The 20,341-nt window shown below is 62.1% G+C and carries 12 protein-coding genes; 11 read left to right on the top strand and 1 reads right to left on the bottom strand.

Translation table 11 applies throughout. The annotated features are described in order from the left end of the window. The first annotated feature begins 36 nt into the window (after positions 1-36). From HFO99_RS14300 to HFO99_RS14250, 11 genes are all read left to right on the top strand, one after another. Entirely contained in the window at positions 37-3,363 is a 3,327-nt protein-coding gene (locus tag HFO99_RS14300; protein WP_222361867.1) for a DUF2126 domain-containing protein, read from the top strand. A gap of 27 nt (positions 3,364-3,390) precedes the next feature. Continuing rightward, positions 3,391-5,808 (top strand): circularly permuted type 2 ATP-grasp protein, encoded by a 2,418-nt coding sequence (locus HFO99_RS14295; protein WP_222250212.1) that lies wholly within the window; start codon positions 3,391-3,393, stop codon positions 5,806-5,808. Continuing rightward, positions 5,805-6,692, top strand: a complete 888-nt coding sequence (locus tag HFO99_RS14290) for a transglutaminase family protein (protein WP_222361865.1) — start codon at positions 5,805-5,807, stop codon at positions 6,690-6,692. The genes HFO99_RS14295 and HFO99_RS14290 overlap by 4 nt, the downstream gene beginning before the upstream one ends. 117 nt (positions 6,693-6,809) lie before the next feature. Next, a complete protein-coding gene (locus HFO99_RS14285; protein WP_222361863.1) occupies positions 6,810-8,045 on the top strand; it encodes a pilus assembly protein in 1,236 nt (411 codons plus the stop codon). Between the two features lie 273 nt (positions 8,046-8,318). After that, a complete protein-coding gene (locus tag HFO99_RS14280) occupies positions 8,319-10,781 on the top strand; it encodes a glycogen/starch/alpha-glucan phosphorylase (RefSeq protein ID WP_222361861.1) in 2,463 nt (820 codons plus the stop codon). Then, positions 10,778-12,985 carry a 1,4-alpha-glucan branching protein GlgB gene (glgB, locus tag HFO99_RS14275; RefSeq protein WP_222361859.1) on the top strand — a complete coding sequence of 736 codons (2,208 nt, stop codon included), beginning with the start codon at positions 10,778-10,780 and terminating at the stop codon, positions 12,983-12,985. The genes HFO99_RS14280 and glgB overlap by 4 nt, the downstream gene beginning before the upstream one ends. A 19-nt stretch (positions 12,986-13,004) precedes the next feature. Further along, complete coding sequence (gene glgC / locus HFO99_RS14270) at positions 13,005-14,267, top strand: glucose-1-phosphate adenylyltransferase (protein WP_222361858.1); 1,263 nt, start codon at positions 13,005-13,007, stop codon at positions 14,265-14,267. Positions 14,268-14,270: 3 nt separating this feature from the next. After that, complete coding sequence (gene glgA, locus HFO99_RS14265; RefSeq protein ID WP_222361857.1) at positions 14,271-15,713, top strand: glycogen synthase GlgA; 1,443 nt, start codon at positions 14,271-14,273, stop codon at positions 15,711-15,713. Between the two features lie 6 nt (positions 15,714-15,719). Continuing rightward, entirely contained in the window at positions 15,720-17,351 is a 1,632-nt protein-coding gene (locus tag HFO99_RS14260; protein WP_029871878.1) for an alpha-D-glucose phosphate-specific phosphoglucomutase, read from the top strand. 12 nt (positions 17,352-17,363) lie between these two features. Then, the gene (gene glgX, locus HFO99_RS14255) at positions 17,364-19,343 is read left to right on the top strand and encodes a glycogen debranching protein GlgX (protein ID WP_222361856.1); all 1,980 of its coding nucleotides are present in this window, start codon (positions 17,364-17,366) and stop codon (positions 19,341-19,343) included. 90 nt (positions 19,344-19,433) lie between these two features. Further along, a complete protein-coding gene (locus tag HFO99_RS14250; protein WP_222334136.1) occupies positions 19,434-19,922 on the top strand; it encodes a MaoC family dehydratase in 489 nt (162 codons plus the stop codon). A gap of 15 nt (positions 19,923-19,937) precedes the next feature. Here the strand turns inward: HFO99_RS14250 and HFO99_RS14245 are convergent, their stop codons facing one another. Next, positions 19,938-20,336: a VOC family protein gene (locus HFO99_RS14245; RefSeq protein ID WP_222334135.1), complete on the bottom strand. Its 399-nt coding sequence runs from the start codon at positions 20,334-20,336 to the stop codon at positions 19,938-19,940. Positions 20,337-20,341 lie beyond the last annotated feature (5 nt).

Below are 20,341 nucleotides of genomic sequence, written 5' to 3'. Positions count from 1 at the left end.
AAGCCGCACGACGATGCGCGCCGGATAAAAAGAAATATGTCGATCAAAGCCAGTATCTATCATCTGACGCACTACACCTATGACAAGCCGGTCCGCCTCGGCCCACAGATCATCCGGCTGAAACCTGCCTCGCATTCGAAGACACGGGTGCTCAGCCACTCGCTGAAGGTCACGCCCTCCAACCATTTCGTCAACCTGCAGCAGGACCCATACGGCAATTACCTTGCCCGCTATGTCTTTCCGGATCCGGTGACGGAGTTCAAGATCGAGGTCGATCTCGTCGCCGACATGACGGTCTATAATCCCTTCGACTTCTTCGTCGAGGAAGAGGCGACCAAGTGGCCCTTCGGATACCCTGAAACGATCGAGGAGGATCTGTCGATCTACATGACGCCGGAGCCGGCCGGTCCGCGCCTGAAGGCGCTGCTGCCGACGCTCGACTGGTCGCCCGACCAGCCGACGGTCGATATGATCGTCGGCTTGAATGCCCGTCTGCAGCGGCAGATCGGTTATGTCATCCGCATGGAAACCGGCGTGCAGACGCCGGAAGAAACGCTGGAAACCGCCAAAGGCTCCTGCCGCGACACCAGCTGGCTGCTCGTCCAGATCCTTCGCCATCTCGGCCTTGCCGCCCGCTTCGTCTCCGGTTACCTCATCCAGCTGACGCCGGACCTGAAGGCGCTCGACGGCCCCTCCGGCACCGAAGTCGATTTCACCGACCTGCATGCCTGGGCCGAGGTCTATCTGCCCGGCGCCGGCTGGGTTGGCCTCGATCCGACGTCCGGCCTGCTGACCGGCGAAAGCCATATCCCGCTTGCCGCAACGCCGCATTACCGCAACGCCGCGCCGATTTCCGGCGGTTATTTCGGCGAGGCCAAAACCCAGTTCGCCTTCGACATGAAGGTCTCGCGCGTCGCCGAACACCCGCGCATCACCAAGCCCTTTTCCGATGAAAGCTGGGACGAGCTCAACGAACTCGGCGAGAAGGTCGACCGCGTCCTCGAAGCCGAGGATGTGCATCTGACGATGGGCGGCGAGCCGACCTTCGTTTCGATCGACGATTTCCAATCCGAGGAGTGGAACACCGCCGCTGTCGGCCCGACCAAGCGCGAAAAGGCCGACATCCTGATCCGCAAGCTGCATGAACGCTTCGCCCCCGGCGGTTTTCTGCATTATGGCCAGGGAAAATGGTACCCGGGCGAAAGCCTGCCGCGCTGGACCTTCTCGCTTTACTGGCGCCGCGACGGCAAGCCGGTCTGGCAGAACCTCGATCTGGTCGCCGCCGAAGGCAAGGATACCGGTGTCAAAGCCGAGGATGCCGAAAAGCTCCTGACGGCAATCGCAAAAGAGCTGGCGATCAAGCCTGACATGGTGCAGCCGGCCTATGAAGATCCGGCCGACTGGATCATCAAGGAAGGCAGCCTTCCCGAAAATGTCGACCCGGCGAATTCGAAGCTGAAGGATCCTGAGGAGCGCAACCGCATCGCCCGCGTCTTCGCCCGCGGCCTCACGACCCCGACCGGCTATGTCCTTCCGGTTCAGGCATGGAACGCCAAGGCAGCCGAAACACGGGTCTGGGTCAGCGAGAAATGGCGCACCCGCCGCGGCAAGATCTTCCTTGTCCCCGGCGACAGTCCGATCGGTTACCGCCTGCCGCTAGGCACGCTGCCCTATGTTCCCCCGGCGCGTTACCCCTATATCCACCCCGCCGATCCGACGATCCCGCGCGAACCGCTGCCTGATGTCTTCGTACCGGCCGGCCGCGCCATGCCGGAAGCCTCCTTCCATGCCGACGAGAGCAATCGCGGCCGGATCGAACAGACGCTCGGCGAGCTTCGCGGCGCCGTGCGCACCGCCATGTCGGTCGAGCCGCGCGACGGCAGGCTCTGCATCTTCATGCCGCCGGTCGAACGCATCGAGGATTATCTCGAGCTGATCGCCGCCGCCGAAAACGCCGCCGCCGAGCTCAAGCTTCCCGTCCATATCGAAGGTTATCCGCCGCCGCAGGACGAGCGCATCAACGTCATCCGCGTCGCCCCGGATCCCGGCGTCATCGAGGTCAATATTCATCCGGCTTCGAACTGGAAGGACTGCGTCGACATCACCACGGCGATCTACGAGGAGGCGCGCGCCACCCGGCTCGGCGCCGACAAGTTCATGATCGACGGTCGCCACACCGGCACCGGCGGCGGCAACCATGTCGTCGTCGGCAGCGCCAATCCGAACAACAGCCCCTTCCTGCGCCGTCCCGATCTCTTGAAGAGCGTGGTCCTCCACTGGCAGCGCCACCCCTCGCTCTCCTACCTCTTCTCCGGCATGTTCATCGGCCCGACCAGCCAGGCGCCGCGCGTCGACGAGGCTCGTCACGACAGCCTCTACGAGCTGGAGATCGCCATGGCGCAGATCGGAGCCCCCGGCCGTGGCCAGCAGCCGCTGCCCTGGCTCGTCGACCGCCTGTTTCGCAATCTTCTGACCGACGTCACCGGCAACACCCACCGCGCCGAGATCTGCATCGACAAGCTGTTCTCGCCCGACGGCCCGACAGGACGGCTCGGCCTCATCGAGTTCCGCGGTTTCGAGATGCCGCCCAACGCGCGCATGTCGCTTGCCCAGCAATTGCTGGTGCGCGCGCTGATCGCCCGCTTCTGGGTCAATCCCGTCGACGGCAAGTTCGTCCGCTGGGGCACGACCCTGCACGATCGTTTCATGCTGCCGCATTTCGTCTGGGCCGACTTCCTCGACGTGCTTGCCGATCTTCGCGAAAACGGCTTCGACGTCAGCCCGGAATGGTTCAAGGCCCAGCTCGAATTCCGCTTCCCCTTCTGCGGCGAGGTCGAATACGAGGGCTCGAAGCTGGAACTCCGTCAGGCGCTGGAGCCCTGGCATGTCATGGGCGAGGAAGGCGCGCCGGGCGGCACCGCCCGCTACGTCGACAGCTCCGTCGAACGCCTGCAGGTGCGGCTCGAAACCGACAACGCCTCGCGTTATACCGTCACTTGCAATGGCCGCACCCTGCCGCTGACGCCGACCGGCACATCGGGCGTGTCGGTCGCCGGCGTCCGCTACAAGGCGTGGCAGCCGGCCTCGGGCCTGCATCCTGTCCTGCCGATCAACACACCTTTGACTTTTGACATTTATGATACATGGTCGAAACGTTCGATCGGCGGCTGCATCTATCATGTTGCCCATCCCGGCGGCCGGACCTATGACACCTTCCCGGTCAACGGTAACGAGGCGGAAGCAAGACGGCTCACCCGGTTCGAACCGTGGGGGCATACGGCGGGCGGATACATTCCGCGCGTCGAGACGGGTTCGCCGGAATTCCCGCTGACGCTGGATCTGAGGCGGCCCGCCGGGGTTTGAGGCCGAGGGTTTGAGGCTTAAGTTTTGATGGGCAAGAAGCCGGCAGTGGAGCGCAGGGAAGAGGCAGAGGACCGCATCGCCAAGAATGCGGCCTTCGACTATGCGCCGCATCCCGATACCGCCGATGAGATGGTCGACAACGACGGCGCCGTCCGCCCCGTCTGGCAGAATTTCCTCTCGCATCTGAGCGCAATGCCGGAAAAGGATCTCGCCGAACGTTTCGCCCGCGCCGACCGCTATCTCCGTGATGCCGGCGTCTTCTATCGCGCCTATGGCAGCAAGGGCACCGGCGAGCGAGCCTGGCCGATCTCGCATATCCCCGTACTGATCGACGAACGCGAATGGCAGACGCTGTCGGCGGGCCTCGTCCAGCGCGCCGATCTGCTGGAAGCGATCATCGCCGATATCTACGGCGACAACCGGCTGGTGGAGGAAGGTTTCCTGCCGCCGGCACTGATCGCCGCCAATCCCGAATTCCAGCGTCCGCTCGCCGGCATCAAGCCCGCATCCGGCCATTATCTGCATTTCTGCGCCTTCGAAATCGGCCGCGGGCCTGACGGCAACTGGTGGGTGCTGGCCGACAGGACGCAGGCTCCCTCAGGCGCTGGTTTCGCGCTGGAAAGCCGCGTCGCGACGACTCGTGCCTTCTCGGATATCTATGCAGAAACCCCGGTCCATCGCCTCGCCTCCTTCTTCGGCGCCTTCCGCGACGCGCTACAGGGTATGAAACATTCGGGCGACGACCGCATCGCCGTGCTGACACCCGGCCCCGCCAACGAGACCTACTACGAACACGCCTACATCGCCCGCTATCTCGGCTTCATGCTGCTCGAGGGCGAGGATCTGACCGTCGTCAAGGGCCGCGTCATGGTGCGCACCGTCGCCGGCTTGAAGCCGATCGGCGTGCTCTGGCGCCGTCTCGATTCGGCTTTTGCCGACCCGCTGGAGTTGAACCAGAATTCGCATATCGGCACGCCCGGCCTCGTGGAAGCGCTGCGCGCCGAAAGCCTCACCATCGTCAATGCGCTCGGCACCGGCATTCTTGAAACCCGGGCGCTTCTCGCCTTCATGCCGACCATCTGTCACCATCTGCTTGGCGAAGATCTGCAATTGCCCTCGATCGCTACCTGGTGGTGCGGTCAGGAGGAAGAGCGCGAGCACGTGGCAAAAAACATCGAAAAGATGGTCATCGGCCCGGCCTATTCCCGTGCTCCCTTCTTCGACGACAACGGCGAATCCGTGCTCGGCTCATCGCTGCGCGCGGCTGCCAAGGATTCGATAACCGACTGGCTGAGTTCGGACGGCCCGAAGCTCGTCGGCCAGGAGGTCGTCACGCTGTCGACCACGCCCGCCTGGGTGGACGGCAAGCTCGTGCCGCGGCCGATGTCGCTGCGCGTCTTCGCCGCGCGCACCGCAAACGGCTGGCAGATCATGCCCGGCGGTTTTGCCCGCATCGGTTCCGGCGCCGATGTCGCGGCGATCGCCATGCAGTCCGGCGGTGCGGCCGCCGATGTCTGGATCGTCAGCGACAAACCGGTCGAGCGCCACACGCTGCTGCCCGCCGAAGGCAGCTTCACCCGCAACATGCCAGGCAGCCTGCCGAGCCGGGCGGCCGACAACCTGTTCTGGCTCGGCCGCTATATCGAGCGCGCCGAGGGAGCGCTGCGCATCCTGCGCGCCTGGCATGCGCGTTACGCCGAAGCTGCCGATCCGAGCCAGCCGCTGCTCGCCGATGTCTCCGACTATCTCACGGCCGTCGATATCGATACTGCCGACGCCGTACCGGAAACGCTGCTGCGCAACATCGACAGCGCCGTTTATTCGGCCAGCAACATCCGCGACCGTTTCTCGCCGGACGGCTGGCTGGCGCTCAACGATCTCGCCAAGACCGCCCGCCGCTTCCACGTCACCGTCGCCGCCGGCGACGATGCCAGCCACGCGATGACGATCCTCTTGCGGAAGCTTGCAGGCTTCGCCGGTCTCATGCATGAAAACATGTACCGCTTCACCGGCTGGCGGTTCCTTTCGCTCGGCCGTTATATCGAACGCGGCCTGCACATGACGCGCCTGCTCGGCCACATGTCGGGCCCGGAAGCGCCTGACGGCGCACTCGACATGCTGCTGGAGATCGGCGACAGTGTCATGACCCATCGCCGCCGCTATAACGTCAACACCGCGCGGCTGACTGTCACCGACCTCTTGGCACTCGACCCGCTCAACCCGCGTTCGGTCCTCTTCCAGGTGAACGAGATCCATCACGAGGTCGAACAACTGCCGAATGCCATGATCAACGGCCAGATGTCGCCCTTCTACCGCGAGGCGATGCGGCTCCACTCCGGCCTGGCGGTGATGACGCCGGAGGGCATGGGCGTCGAAGTCTATCAGCGACTGGAACGCGAATTGGAGCAGCTCTCCGATCTGCTCGCCCAGACCTATCTCGGGTGACGGCCGTGCTCTACGATCTCTCCCTCCACATGGGTTACAGCTACGACGCGCCAGCCTCCGGCGCCCGCCACATCATGCGCCTGATGCCGCTGTCGCTGGCCAATCGGCAGCGGCTGATCGCCGGCTCGATCACCATTTCGCCCTCGCCGGACGAGCAGTCGCATTTCGTCGATTTCTTCCATCACCCCACCACCTCCTTCCTGCTGCGCGCGCCGCACGAGACGCTTGACATTCGCATGCAGGCCCGGGTGCAGGTGGAAAGCCAGCCGATCGCCGCCGATTTCTCGCCGCTGCTTGCCGACCTGCCGGAGGAAATATCAGGCATGTGGTCGCTGGCGCCGGAGTCGCCGCACCATTTCCTCGGTGACAGCCCGCGCCTCACCGAAGCGCGCGAGATCGCCGACTATGCGCGAAGCTGCGCCACGCCTGATCTGACGGCCATGCAGATCGCTCATGCGCTCTGCGCCCGCATCAACAAGGATTTCACCTACGACCCGGAGGCGACGACGGTGGACACCACGCCGCTCGAGGCGTTCAAGCTGAAGCGCGGCGTCTGCCAGGATTTCACCCATGTGATGATCCAGGCTCTCAGAAGCCTGGGCATTCCGGCCGGCTACGTCTCCGGCTTCCTGCGCACCATCCCGCCACCCGGCAAGGAACGGCTGGAAGGGGCAGACGCCATGCATGCCTGGGTGCGCATCTGGTGCGGCGAGACGATCGGGTGGATCGAACTGGACCCGACCAACAACATTCCCGCCGGCATGGACCACATCGTCGTCGCTTACGGCCGGGACTATTCCGATGTCGTCCCCGTCATCGGCGTCTTGAAGAGCTATGGCGGCCACCGCGCCGTCCAGGCGGTCGACGTCATTCCGCTGAAATAATCCCAAAACTGGAAAAATCCGACGATTCGTTAAAATTGTATTGATGCCGTAAGGACGGCGGAAAGGAGAGCGTGCCCAATATCACCTCGACAGGGCCTCCATACACGGGTGAACATGATGAGCACCTCCTTTTTGCATCCCTGCCTGAGTCGCATGCTTGGCGACCGTGGCGGTAATTTCGGTATAATGACGGCGATCGTACTACCCGTCCTTTTTGGGGCTGCCGGCATGGCGATCCAGGTGGGCGATATATTGCTCTCGAAACAGCAGTTGCAGGAAGCCGCCGATTCAGCCGCGCTGGCAACCGCGACCGCCCTGGCGAACGGCAAGATCCAAACTTCACAGGCCGAAGCCTTCGCGCGGGATTTCGTGGCGGGGCAGATGGCCAATTACCTGCAAAGCGGAACCGATATCAAGAGCACGACGGCCGTCAATGTCCAGGCAACGACATCGGGCAAATCGACATCCTACCAGGTAACGGTTTCGCCGAGTTACGACCTCACCGTCAACCCGCTTATGCAGGCAGTCGGCTTTACGACGCAGCATCTCTCGACCTCCGGCACGACGGTCGGCGGTCACTCACAGACCCAGGGCTCCATCTCAATGTATCTCGCGCTCGATAAGTCGGGATCGATGGGAGAGAACACAGCGACTGTCAGCGTGGCTTCGCCAACGGAACCCTACACCTACGACTGCAACCCCCACCTGAATGGAAATGGCACTAAGGTGGTCTACGACAAATGCACCGGCAGTCGCACGAACTATTATACGAAAATAGAGGCGCTGAAGCTCGCCGCCGGCAACCTCTTTGGTCAGCTCAATAGCGCCGATCCCAATGCCGAATATGTACGGACAGGCGCGGTATCCTACGATATCGTTCAATACCCAGCCAGCAGTCTCGCCTGGGGGACTGCCGGTGTCTCAAGCTATGTCAATGCGCTTCAGGCAAATGGCGGCACGAACTCCAGCGGCGCAATGGCCACAGCCTACTCGTCTTTAACTGCCAAGAACGCGGCTGGGAATGACGCCGAAGACGCCGCCCACCAGCAGAAAACCGGCCAGGCACCCAAGAAGTACATCGTCTTCATGACGGACGGCGATAATAACAATGATAGCAGCGGCGGCCGTTCCTACGACACCGCGACGAAGAAGACATGCGACGACGCGAAATCGAAAGGCATCGAAATCTATACGATTGCCTTTATGGCGCCCGCGGGCGGACAGGCACTGCTGCATTATTGCGCCTCCGATGACTCCCATTATTTCCAGCCGGAAAAAATGGAAGACCTTCTTGCCGCCTTCGAGGCAATCGGGTCGAAGGCCTCCGCGCAGCTGACGCGCCTTACCAACTAACGATGTCCCGGCAAAAGCCAAACGAAGAAGCCGCACCGGAACGAACCGGAGCGGCTTTTCGTTATCGCTATCCCACCCATCTGATCGGGAAAAGCGATTGAAATCAACCCCTAGACCCCCGTGAATATGAAGGTTTCGCAAATTTTTCGTTTGTCCAAATCCTTTGTTGCAAGTGCTTAGTAACGATGCATAAACTGTCGGCTGCACAAGCGACGAATTGATTGAATCAGGCATAACATCCTGAAACCAAATTAAAATTGGCGAGACCTGACGATGAACACTGTTTCCAAGCCGATCATCCCCTCCCCCGCCCCTCGCAGTTCAAGGCCGGAAATTCTCGCTGAAGAAATCATCGAACGTCTGACCTACCGCATCGGCAAGGATGCCAAGGTGGCAAAGCCGCATGACTGGCTGACGGCAACGATCCTGGTGGTGCGCGACCGCATCATCGACAGGTGGATGGCGTCCACCCGCGAGGTCTATGCGACCGGCGCCAAGCGCGTCTATTATCTTTCTCTTGAATTCCTGATCGGCCGCCTGATGCGCGACGCCGTTTCGAACCTCGGCCTGATGGAGGAGGTGCGCGATGCACTCACCTCGCTCGGCGTCGATGTCAACGTCATCGCCGGCCTGGAGCCGGATGCCGCGCTCGGCAACGGCGGCCTCGGCCGTCTGGCTGCCTGTTTCATGGAAAGCATGGCGACGGTCGACGTGCCCGCTTATGGCTACGGCATCCGCTATGTCCACGGCCTCTTCCGCCAGCAGCTGGCCGACGGCTGGCAGGTGGAACTGCCGGAAAACTGGCTCGCCCATGGCAATCCCTGGGAATTCGAGCGCCGCGAAAGCTCCTATGAAATAGGCTTCGGCGGCGCAGTCGAATTCATCACCACCCATGACGACCAGCCACGCTACGTCTGGAAACCAGCCGAGCGCGTCATTGCCGCCGCCTTCGATACGCCGGCCGTCGGCTGGCGCGGCAAACGCGTCAACACGCTGCGCCTCTGGTCGGCGCAACCGATCGATCCGATCCTGCTCGATGCCTTCAACGCCGGCGACCACATCGGCGCGCTCCGCGAAAGCAACAAGGCCGAAAGCCTGACCCGGGTTCTCTATCCTGCGGACGCCACCCCGGCCGGCCAAGAGCTGCGCCTGCGCCAGGAATTCTTCTTCTCGTCGGCCTCGCTGCAGGACATCCTGCGCCGCCATCTGCAGCAATATGACGACTTCACCTCGCTGCCGGACAAGGTGGCGATCCAGCTGAACGACACTCACCCCGCCGTCTCGGTCGCCGAACTCGTGCGCCTGCTCTGTGACGTACACGGGATGGATTTCGACCAGGCCTGGGAAATCACCCGCCATACCTTCTCCTACACCAACCACACGCTTCTGCCCGAAGCACTGGAAAGCTGGGCGGTGCCGCTGTTCGAGCGCCTGCTGCCGCGTCACATGCAGATCATCTATGCGATCAATGCCAAGATCCTGATCGACGCTCGCAAGGGCAAGAACTTCTCCGATGGGGAAATCCGCTCGATCTCGCTGATCGATGAAAGCGGCGATCGCCGCGTGCGCATGGGCAACCTCGCTTTTGTCGGCTCGCATTCGATCAACGGCGTCTCGGCACTGCACACCGACCTGATGAAGGTCACGGTCTTCGCCGACCTGCACAAGCTCTATCCCGACCGCATCAACAACAAGACCAACGGCATCACGCCGCGCCGCTGGCTGCAGCAGTGCAATCCCGGTCTCACCGGCCTGATCCGCGAAGCGATCGGCGACGAATTCCTCGATGATGCCGAGAAGCTGCGTGCGCTCGACGTGCATTCCTCCGATCCGGCTTTCCAGCAGAAGTTCGCAGCGGTAAAGCGCGCCAACAAGGTGGCACTCTCCAACCTCGTCGCCAGCCGCATGGGCGTGAAGCTCGATCCGTCGGCAATGTTCGACATCCAGATCAAGCGCATCCACGAATACAAGCGCCAGCTGCTGAATATCATCGAGGCCGTCGCGCTCTACGATCAGATTCGCTCGCATCCCGAGCTCGACTGGGTGCCGCGCGTGAAACTCTTCGCCGGCAAGGCCGCGCCGAGTTATTACAATGCCAAGCTCATCATCAAGCTGATCAACGACGTCTCCCGCACGATCAACAACGACCCGTCGGTGCGCGGCCTGCTGAAGATCGTCTTCGTCCCGAACTACAATGTCTCGCTCGCCGAAGTCATGGTTCCGGCCGCCGACCTTTCCGAGCAGATCTCGACCGCCGGCATGGAAGCATCCGGCACCGGCAACATGAAGTTCGGCCTGAACGGCGCGCTGACGATCGGCACGCTCGATGGCGCCAATGTCGAGATGCGCGACAATGTCGGCGAGGACAACATCGTCATCTTCGGCCTCAAGGCCGACGAAGTGTCGAAGGTCCGCAGCGACGGCCACAATCCCCGCGCCATCATCGAGGGATCGCGCGAACTCGCCCAAGCGCTTGCCGCCATCAGTTCCGGCGTCTTCTCGCCCGATGACCGCAACCGTTACACGGCGCTGATCGATGGCATCTATTCGCACGACTGGTTCATGGTCGCCGCCGATTTTGACGCCTATGCCCAAGCCCAGCGCGAAGTCGACCAGATCTGGACCAACCAGTCCGCCTGGTACACCAAGACGATCAACAATACGGCGCGGATGGGCTGGTTCTCTTCCGACCGTACGATCAGGCAATATGCAGACGAAATCTGGAGAGCCGGATGAAAACGCCGAAAACGATCCCTGAAGTAAAGCTTTCCTGGGAAATTTCGGCAGATGAAATCACGGCAATCCTTGCCGGCTCGCATTCCAATCCCTTTGCCGTCCTAGGTGTGCACCAGGCCGGCGACGCTTTCGTCGCCCGGTGCTTCATCCCGGGCGCCGAGGAGGTGATCGCCACGACGCTCGACGGCGGCGTCATTGGCGAACTGAAACAGCTCCATGCAGACGGCGTCTTCGCCGGCCCGGTTTCCCTCACCAAGCTCCAGCCAGTGCGTTACCGCGCCCGGCGCGGCGATGCCGAATGGGCCGTCACCGATCCCTACAGTTTCGGTCCAGTGCTCGGACCGATGGATGATTATTTCGCCCGCGAGGGCTCGCACCTGCGCCTGTTCGACAAGATGGGCGCCCACCTTATCAAGCATGACGGCGCCCAGGGAATCCATTTCGCCGTCTGGGCGCCGAATGCGCAGCGCGTCTCCGTCGTTGGTGATTTCAACAATTGGGACGGCCGTCGCCACGTGATGCGCTTCCGCGCCGATAGCGGCATCTGGGAAATCTTTGCCCCTGACGTGCCGGTCGGCGTCGCCTACAAGTTCGAGATCCGCGGCCAGGACGGCGTATTACTGCCGCTGAAGGCCGATCCCTTCGCGCGCCGCAGCGAGCTTCGGCCGAAGACCGCCTCTGTGACCGCCGCCGAGCTGGAGCAGGAGTGGGAAGACGAGGCCCATCTGAAGCACTGGCGCGAGACCGACAAGCGCCGGCAGCCGATCTCGATCTACGAGGTGCATGCCGCCTCCTGGCAACGCCGGCAGGACGGCACGATGCTGTCCTGGGACGAGCTCGCCTCCAGCCTCATCCCCTATTGCGCCGACATGGGCTTCACCCATATCGAATTCCTGCCGATCACCGAGTACCCCTACGACCCCTCCTGGGGTTACCAGACGACCGGCCTCTATGCGCCGACCGCTCGTTTCGGCGAGCCGGAGGGTTTTGCCCGTTTCGTCAACGGCTGCCACAAGGTCGGCATCGGCGTCATCCTCGACTGGGTGCCGGCGCATTTTCCGACCGACGAACATGGCCTCGGCTGGTTCGACGGCACGGCACTCTACGAGCACGAAGACCCGCGCAAGGGCTTCCACCCGGACTGGAGCACGGCGATCTACAATTTCGGCCGCACCGAGGTCGTTTCCTATCTCGTCAACAACGCGCTCTACTGGGCCGAAAAATTCCATCTCGACGGTCTGCGTGTCGATGCCGTCGCCTCGATGCTCTACCTCGATTATTCGCGCAAGCACGGCGAGTGGATCCCGAACGAATATGGCGGCAACGAGAACCTCGAAGCGGTCCGTTTTCTGCAGGATCTCAACATCCGCATCTATGGCAAAAATTCCAACGTCATGACCATCGCCGAGGAATCAACCTCCTGGCCGAAAGTCTCGCAGCCCGTTCATGAAGGCGGCCTCGGCTTTGGCTTCAAGTGGAACATGGGCTTCATGCACGACACGCTGAGCTACATGAGCCGCGATCCTATCTATCGCGGGCACCATCACAACGAGCTCACCTTCGGCCTGCTCTACGCCTATTCGGAAAATTTCGTCCTGCCGCTCTCGCATGACGAGGTTGTCCATGGAAAAGGTTCGCTGATCGCCAAGATGCCGGGCGACGACTGGCAGAAGTTCGCCAATCTGCGCGCCTACTACGCTTATATGTGGGGCTATCCGGGCAAGAAGCTGCTGTTCATGGGCCAGGAATTCGCCCAATGGAGCGAGTGGAGCGAAGAGAAGGCACTCGACTGGAACCTGCTTCAGTATCGCATGCACGAGGGCATGCGGCGCCTGGTCCGCGATCTAAATTTCACCTATCGCAGCAAGCCGGCGCTGCATGCGCGTGACTGCGAGGGCGAAGGTTTCGAATGGCTGGTCGCCGACGACCACCAGAATTCCGTCTTTGCCTGGCTGCGCAAGGCGCCAGGCCAGAAGCCGGTCGCCGTCATCACCAATTTCACCCCTGTCTATCGTGAGAATTACTCGATCCGCCTGCCGTCCGCAGGCCGCTGGCGGGAAATCCTGAACACCGATGCCGACATCTACGGCGGCAGCGGCAAGGGCAATGGCGGGCGCGTGCAGGCCGTCGATGCCGGCGGCAATATCACCTGCTCGATTACCTTGCCGCCCTTGGCGACAATCATGCTTGAACCTGAAAATTAGTGACTGGTGGGAGGAGAAAATGGTAGAAAAGCGCGTTCAGCCACTTGCCCGCGATGCAATGGCTTATGTTCTGGCGGGCGGCAGGGGAAGCCGTCTCAAGGAACTCACCGACCGGCGTGCCAAGCCGGCCGTTTATTTCGGCGGCAAGGCCCGCATCATCGATTTCGCCCTGTCGAACGCCCTGAATTCCGGCATCCGCCGCATCGGCGTCGCCACGCAATATAAGGCGCATTCGCTGATCCGCCACATGCAGCGCGGCTGGAACTTCTTCCGCCCCGAGCGCAACGAGAGCTTCGATATTCTGCCCGCCAGCCAGCGCGTCTCCGAGACGCAATGGTATGAAGGTACGGCCGACGCCGTCTATCAGAACATCGACATCATCCAGGATTACGGCGTCGAATACATGGTCATTCTTGCGGGCGACCACGTCTATAAGATGGACTATGAATGGATGCTGCAGCAGCACGTCGATTCCGGTGCTGACGTCACCATCGGCTGCCTGGAAGTGCCGCGCATGGAAGCGGTCGGCTTCGGCGTCATGCATGTCAACGAGAAGGACGAGATCATCGCCTTCGTCGAGAAACCGGCCGATCCGCCGCCCATTCCCGACAAGCTGGATTTCGCCCTCGCCTCGATGGGCATCTACGTCTTCCACACCAAGTTCCTGCTCGATGCACTGCGCCGCGACGCCGCAGATCCGACATCGAGCCGCGACTTCGGCAAGGACATCATCCCCTATATCGTCAAGAACGGTAAGGCTGTTGCCCACCGCTTCGCCAAGTCCTGCGTCCGTTCCGATTTCGAGCACGAGCCCTACTGGCGCGACGTCGGCACGATCGACGCCTATTGGCAGGCCAATATCGACCTGACGGCGATCGTTCCAGAGCTCGACATCTACGACAAGTCCTGGCCGATCTGGACCTATGCCGAGATCACCCCACCGGCGAAATTCGTCCATGACGACGAGGATCGCCGCGGCTCGGCCACCTCCTCCGTTGTGTCAGGCGACTGCATCATCTCGGGCGCCATGCTCAACAACAGCCTGCTCTTCACCGGTGTCAGGGCCAATTCCTTCTCCAAGATGGAAGGTGCGGTCATTCTGCCGAACGTGAAGATCGGACGGCGCGCGCAGCTCAAGAATGTGGTGATCGACCATGGTGTCATCATTCCGGAAGGCCTGGTTGTCGGCGAGGACGCCGAGCTCGATGCCAAGCGCTTTCGGCGGACGGAAAGCGGCATCTGCCTGATCACGCAACCGATGATCGACAAGCTGGATATCTGACGTATGAAAGTTCTTTCGGTTTCGTCCGAAGTCTTCCCTTTGATCAAGACAGGGGGTCTGGCCGATGTGTCCGGCGCCCTGCCGATTACTCTGAAAGCCTTCGGGGTCGAGACCAAGACCCTGCTGCCCGGCTATCCCGCCGTCATGAAGGTCATTCGCGACGCCGTCGTCAGGCTCGAATTCCCCGACCTGCTCGGTGAGCGGGCGGCCGTGCTCGAGGTTGAGCACGAGGGCCTCGATCTGCTCATCCTCGATGCGCCGGCCTATTACGACAGGCCGGGCGGGCCCTATCTCGATCCGCTCGGCAAGGACTATCCCGACAACTGGCGCCGGTTCGCTGCCCTGTCGCTTGCGGCCTCCGAGATCGCGGCCGGTCTGCTGCCCGGCTGGCGGCCGGATCTCGTCCACACCCACGACTGGCAGGCGGCGCTGACGTCGGTCTACATGCGCTATTACCCGACGCCGGAATTGCCGAGCGTTCTGACCATCCACAACATTGCCTTCCAGGGCCAGTTCGGTTCCGAGATCTTTCCCGGCCTGCGCCTGCCCGCCCATGCCTTCGCCACCGAAAGCATCGAATATTACGGCACTGTCGGCTTCCTCAAAGGCGGGCTGAAGACCGCCCATGCGATTACGACAGTCAGCCCCACCTATGCGGATGAGATCCTGACGTCGCAATTCGGCATGGGGCTCGAAGGCGTCATCGCCAGCCGCATCGACGACCTCCACGGCATCGTCAACGGCATCGACACCGATATCTGGAACCCGGCGACCGACCCTGTCGTCCACACCCATTACGGCTCGACGACGCTGAAGAACCGTGAGGAGAACCGTCGCTCGATTGCCGAATTCTTCGGTCTCGACAATGACGACGCCCCGATCTTCTGCGTCATCAGCCGTCTCACTTGGCAGAAGGGTATGGATGTCGTCGCCAACGTCGCCGACGAGATCGTCGCCATGGGCGGCAAGCTCGTTGTGCTCGGCTCCGGCGAAGCCGCGCTGGAAGGCGCGCTGCTCGCCTCCGCCAGCCGTCACCCCGGTCGCATCGGCGTCTCGATCGGATATAACGAGCCGATGTCGCACCTGATGCAGGCCGGCTGCGATGCGATCATCATCCCCTCGCGCTTCGAACCCTGCGGTCTGACCCAGCTTTACGGCCTGCGTTACGGCTGCGTTCCGATTGTCGCCCGCACCGGCGGGTTGAATGACACGGTGATCGACGCCAATCATGCCGCACTTGCGGCGAAAGTGGCAACCGGCATACAATTTGCCCCCGTGACAGAAACGGGCATGCTACAGGCAATCCGCCGTGCGATGCATTTTTACCAGGACCGAAAACTCTGGACCCAATTGCAAAAGCAGGGCATGAAATCGGATGTCTCCTGGGAGAAGAGCGCCGAACGCTACGCTGCCCTCTATTCAAGCCTCGTCTCGAAAGGCATGTGACCTAAAATGATCAAGTCCGTCCCCACCACGCCCTATCTGGACCAGAAACCCGGCACGTCGGGCCTGCGCAAGAAGGTTCCAGTTTTCCAGCAGCCGAACTATGCGGAGAACTTCATCCAGTCGATCTTCGATTCGCTGGAAGGCTATCAGGGCAAGTGCCTGGTCATCGGCGGCGACGGACGCTACTACAATCGCGAGGTCATCCAGAAGGCAGTCAAGATGGCCGCGGCCAATGGCTTCGGCAAGGTCATGGTCGGCAAGGGCGGCATCCTGTCGACGCCGGCCGCCTCCCACATCATCCGCAAGTACAAGGCTTTCGGCGGCATCATCCTCTCCGCCAGCCACAATCCCGGCGGCCCGACCGAAGACTTCGGCATCAAGTACAACATCAATAATGGCGGCCCGGCGCCGGAAAAGATCACCGACGCGATCTATGCGCGCTCCAAGACGATCGACAGCTACAAGATCGCCGATTTCGCCGACGTCAATCTCGACCGCATCGGCAAGGACGAGCTTCCCGGCGGCACGATCCTGTCGGTCATCGACCCGGTCGAGGACTACGCCGCGCTGATGGAAGAGCTGTTCGATTTCGGCGCCATCCGCAACCTGATCAGCCTCGGCTTCCGCATTGCCTTCGATGGGATGAGCGCCGTCACCGGCCCCTATGCCAAGGAAATCTTCGAAAATCGTCTTGGCGCTCCCTCGGGTTCGGTGCGCAATTTCATGCCGCTGCCGGATTTCGGCGGCCATCACCCGGACCCGAACCCGGTGCACTGCAAGGAACTCTTCGATGAGATGATGGGCGACGACGCGCCCGATTTCGGCGCCGCTTCCGACGGCGACGGCGACCGCAATCTGATTATCGGCCGCGGCATCTTCGTCACGCCTTCCGACAGCCTGGCGATTCTTGCCGCCAACGCCAATCTCGCTCCGGGCTATTCCGGCGGCCTTGCCGGCATCGCCCGCTCGATGCCGACATCGGGTGCTGCCGACCGCGTCGCCGAAAAGCGCGGCATCGGCATGTACGAGACGCCGACCGGCTGGAAGTTCTTCGGCAACCTGCTCGACGCCGGCATGGCGACGATCTGCGGTGAGGAAAGCTCCGGCACGGGCTCCAGTCACGTCCGCGAAAAGGATGGTCTCTGGGCCGTGCTGCTATGGCTGAACATTCTTGCCGTGCGCGGCGAGAGCGTCGCCGACATCGTCACCCAGCACTGGCAGACCTACGGCCGCAACTATTATTCGCGCCATGATTACGAAGGCCTCGACACCGATGCGGCGAACGGCCTCGTGGACAATCTCCGCAGCCAGCTTCCCACTCTCCCCGGCAAGAGCTTCGGCAGCCTGAAGGTCGAGAAGGCCGACGACTTCGCCTATCACGATCCGATCGACAAATCGGTGAGCGAGCATCAAGGTGTCCGTGTGCTCTTCGAGGGCGGCTCGCGCGTCGTCTTTCGCCTGTCTGGCACCGGCACGTCTGGCGCAACCTTGCGTGTCTATATCGAGCGCTACGAGCCGGATTCGACTCGCCACAACATCGAAACGCAGGAAGCGCTCGCCGATCTGATCGCCGCCGCCGAAAGCATAGCCAGCATTCGTGAACGCACGGGACGCGATGCGCCAACCGTGATCACCTGATCCGGGGGAAACATGCGGGGAAGCAGTTCGGCGCAAGCCGGCGCGATCGTCTTCGAGACCGGCGTCGAATTTGCCGTATGGTCGCATCATGCCGCACAGATTGAACTCTGCCTCTTCGAGGATGACGGCGACAGGGAATTCGCGCGCCTGCCGATGGCGCGCGACAGCAACTATTTCCATCGTCTCTTTGTCGACGGACTGAAGGAGGGCGCGCGTTACGGCTATCGCGCCGACGGTATCTATGCGCCCGATAACGGCCTCTGGTACGATCCTTCCAAACTGCTGATCGATCCCTACGCTAAGGAGATCGACAGGCCGTTCCGCTACGATCCCCGCCTCGGCATCTATGGCGAGGACAGCCAGGATCTGATGCCGAAGGCGATTGTCACCACGGATACCCGAGCCGCGATCGGCAAGCCGCTGTTCAAGCCGGGCGGCTTTATCTATGAGGTGGCGGTGCGGCCCTTCACCATTCTTCATCCCGACGTGCCGGAGGCTCAACGCGGCACGGTCGCAGCGCTTGCCCATCCCTCCGTCGTCGCGCATCTGAAGCGGATCGGTGTCGACGCTGTCGAACTGATGCCGATCACCGCCTGGATCGACGAACGCCATCTGCCGCCGCTCGGCCTCACCAACGGCTGGGGCTACAATCCCGTCGCCTTCATGGCGCTCGATCCGCGGCTCGTCCCCGGCGGCATGACGGAGTTGCGCGAGACAGTCGCGACCCTCCATGCCGAAGGTATCGCCGTCATCCTCGACCTCGTCTTCAACCACACCGGCGAGAGCGACCGATACGGCGCGACGCTGTCGCTGCGCGGCCTCGACAACCTGCATTATTATCGCCACGCGCAGAATTGGCCGGGCGAACTCGTCAACGACACAGGCACCGGCAATACGCTCGCCTGCGATCATCCTGAGGTCCGCCACCTTGTCATCGACAGCCTGCGCCATTTCGTGCTCAATGCCGGCGTCGACGGTTTTCGTTTTGATCTCGCCCCGGTGCTCGGCCGCATCGCGACAGGCTTCGAGCGCGACGGGGGAACACTGGCCGCGATCCTGGCCGACGATGTGCTTGCCGACCGCATCATGATCGCCGAACCCTGGGATATCGGCCCGGGCGGTTACCAGCTCGGCAATTTCCCAGCGCCCTTCCTTGAATGGAACGACCGGGTTCGCGACGACCTGCGCTGCTACTGGCGCGGCGACCATTGGAAGACCGGCGCGCTGGCAACCGCACTCGCCGGCTCCTCCGACATCTTCTCCCGCAACGGCGGCAAGGAAACGCGCAGCGTCAATTTCCTCGCCGCCCATGACGGCTTCACGCTGATCGATCTCGTCTCCTACGCCGGAAAGCATAACGACGCCAACGGCGAACACAATCGCGACGGCCATAACGAGAACCATTCCTGGAACAACGGCGTCGAGGGGGAAACCGTCTATCCGACGATCCGCAAGCGTCGCCGCGACGATGTGATGGCGCTGATATCAACCCTCTTTGCCACCCGCGGCAGCCTCATGCTGACAGCGGGCGACGAAGGCGGCCGCAGCCAGCACGGCAACAACAACGCCTATTGCCAGGACAACGAGATCACCTGGCTGGACTGGAAGGCGTTGGACGGGGATCTCATCGCCCACACCGCCTACGTTGCAGAGCTGCGCCGCCGCTTCACCGTCTTCTCCGAAACGGGTTTCCTGTCAGGAAACGGCGATGTCGAATGGATTTCGCTCTCCGGCGAACCGATGACCGTTGCCGAATGGGACACGCCGTCGCTGTCCATCCTCGGCATGCTGCTATCGACCGGGGACCGCTCCGCACGCGGCAGGCAGACCCGGCTTGGCGTGCTTTTCAACCGCTCGGAGAGCCGCCAATTTTTCACGCTTCCTTCCAGGGGCGAACCGGGCTGGCGCCAGTTGACGCGGGATGGAACGAAGAAAGCCGGCAATGGTGCAGCCGTCGAGCCACGCTCCGTCGCCTTTTTCGTAGAAAATTGACCGCCTCCCCTCGCTTGCGCAAATCCTTGTCGCAATCGTCACAAATGCACGATAAGGCTTTGCCGCGGCGGCTTGTTTCACGAGGAATTCATGGTCACGGAAATTTCACTCTCCGACGTGCGGGGATTGATCGGCATGGAAACGGGCCTATCGGACTGGATCGCCGTCGACCAGCCGATGATCGACGCTTTCGCGGCGGCGACTGACGACCATCAATTCATCCACGTTGATCCCGCGCGCGCGGCGGCCGAGAGCCCGTTCGGCGGCACCATCGCCCACGGCTTCCTGACACTGTCTCTGCTATCGACGATGAACTACAACTGCCTGCCGAAAGTGCGCGAGCAGACCATGGGCATCAATTACGGCTTCGAGCGCGTCCGCTTCATGACGCCGGTGAAGAGTGGCGCCCGCGTCCGCGGCCGTTTCCTGCTCTCCGACGCCCGCTTCCGCGGCGCCGGCATGCTGATGACCACTTATGATGTCACAATCGAGATCGAAAACGAGAAGAAGCCGGCGTTGACGGCAAAATGGATCACCATCATCCAATTCGACCCGAAGGACCGTCCCGAGGACGTCTGATCAAAACGACTTTTGTTATTCGGCCGAATTGAACACGGCTTCGAGAGCATGTCCGTCGGGATCGATGACGAACGCCGCGTAATAGTGCTCGCCGTAATGGGACCGCAGGCCGGGACGGCCATTGTCGCTGCCGCCATGCGCGATTGCCGCCGCATAAAATTGATCGACCGCCTGCCGGTTCGGAGCGGCGAAAGCCAGATGAAAGCCGGGACCGGGCGCACGCTGGCCGTCCTGCCGATGCTTGATCGCCAATTTGTCCCCGCCGCCGGGATTGCCGTAGCCGATTGCCTGCCCTGTTTGCCCCGGCCTGATGTCGTCCCAGACCCTGGCATAACCGAGCGCGGCCAGCGTAGCATCGTAAAATGCTGCCGACCGTTCAATATCGGAAACGCCGAGGGAGGCATGGTGCAGCATTTGCC

Origin of the sequence: Rhizobium leguminosarum (assembly GCF_019798305.1) — a bacterium.
In the GTDB taxonomy this organism is placed as follows: domain Bacteria; phylum Pseudomonadota; class Alphaproteobacteria; order Rhizobiales; family Rhizobiaceae; genus Rhizobium; species Rhizobium leguminosarum_U.
Note: the sequence above shows the minus strand (reverse complement) of the source record. Positions and strands in the feature narration are given on the sequence as shown.

What these genes read in the sequence shown, in the direction of transcription:
- HFO99_RS14300 (WP_222361867.1), top strand. Translation starts at nt 37, where the DNA reads ATGTCGATCAAAGCCAGTATCTATCATCTGACGCACTACACCTATGAC.
- HFO99_RS14295 (WP_222250212.1), top strand. Translation starts at nt 3,391, where the DNA reads ATGGGCAAGAAGCCGGCAGTGGAGCGCAGGGAAGAGGCAGAGGACCGC.
- HFO99_RS14285 (WP_222361863.1), top strand. Translation starts at nt 6,810, where the DNA reads ATGAGCACCTCCTTTTTGCATCCCTGCCTGAGTCGCATGCTTGGCGAC.
- HFO99_RS14280 (WP_222361861.1), top strand. Translation starts at nt 8,319, where the DNA reads ATGAACACTGTTTCCAAGCCGATCATCCCCTCCCCCGCCCCTCGCAGT.
- glgB (WP_222361859.1), top strand. Translation starts at nt 10,778, where the DNA reads ATGAAAACGCCGAAAACGATCCCTGAAGTAAAGCTTTCCTGGGAAATT.
- glgC (WP_222361858.1), top strand. Translation starts at nt 13,005, where the DNA reads ATGGTAGAAAAGCGCGTTCAGCCACTTGCCCGCGATGCAATGGCTTAT.
- glgA (WP_222361857.1), top strand. Translation starts at nt 14,271, where the DNA reads ATGAAAGTTCTTTCGGTTTCGTCCGAAGTCTTCCCTTTGATCAAGACA.
- HFO99_RS14260 (WP_029871878.1), top strand. Translation starts at nt 15,720, where the DNA reads ATGATCAAGTCCGTCCCCACCACGCCCTATCTGGACCAGAAACCCGGC.
- glgX (WP_222361856.1), top strand. Translation starts at nt 17,364, where the DNA reads ATGCGGGGAAGCAGTTCGGCGCAAGCCGGCGCGATCGTCTTCGAGACC.
- HFO99_RS14250 (WP_222334136.1), top strand. Translation starts at nt 19,434, where the DNA reads ATGGTCACGGAAATTTCACTCTCCGACGTGCGGGGATTGATCGGCATG.
- HFO99_RS14245 (WP_222334135.1), bottom strand. Translation starts at nt 20,336, where the DNA reads ATGCTGCACCATGCCTCCCTCGGCGTTTCCGATATTGAACGGTCGGCA.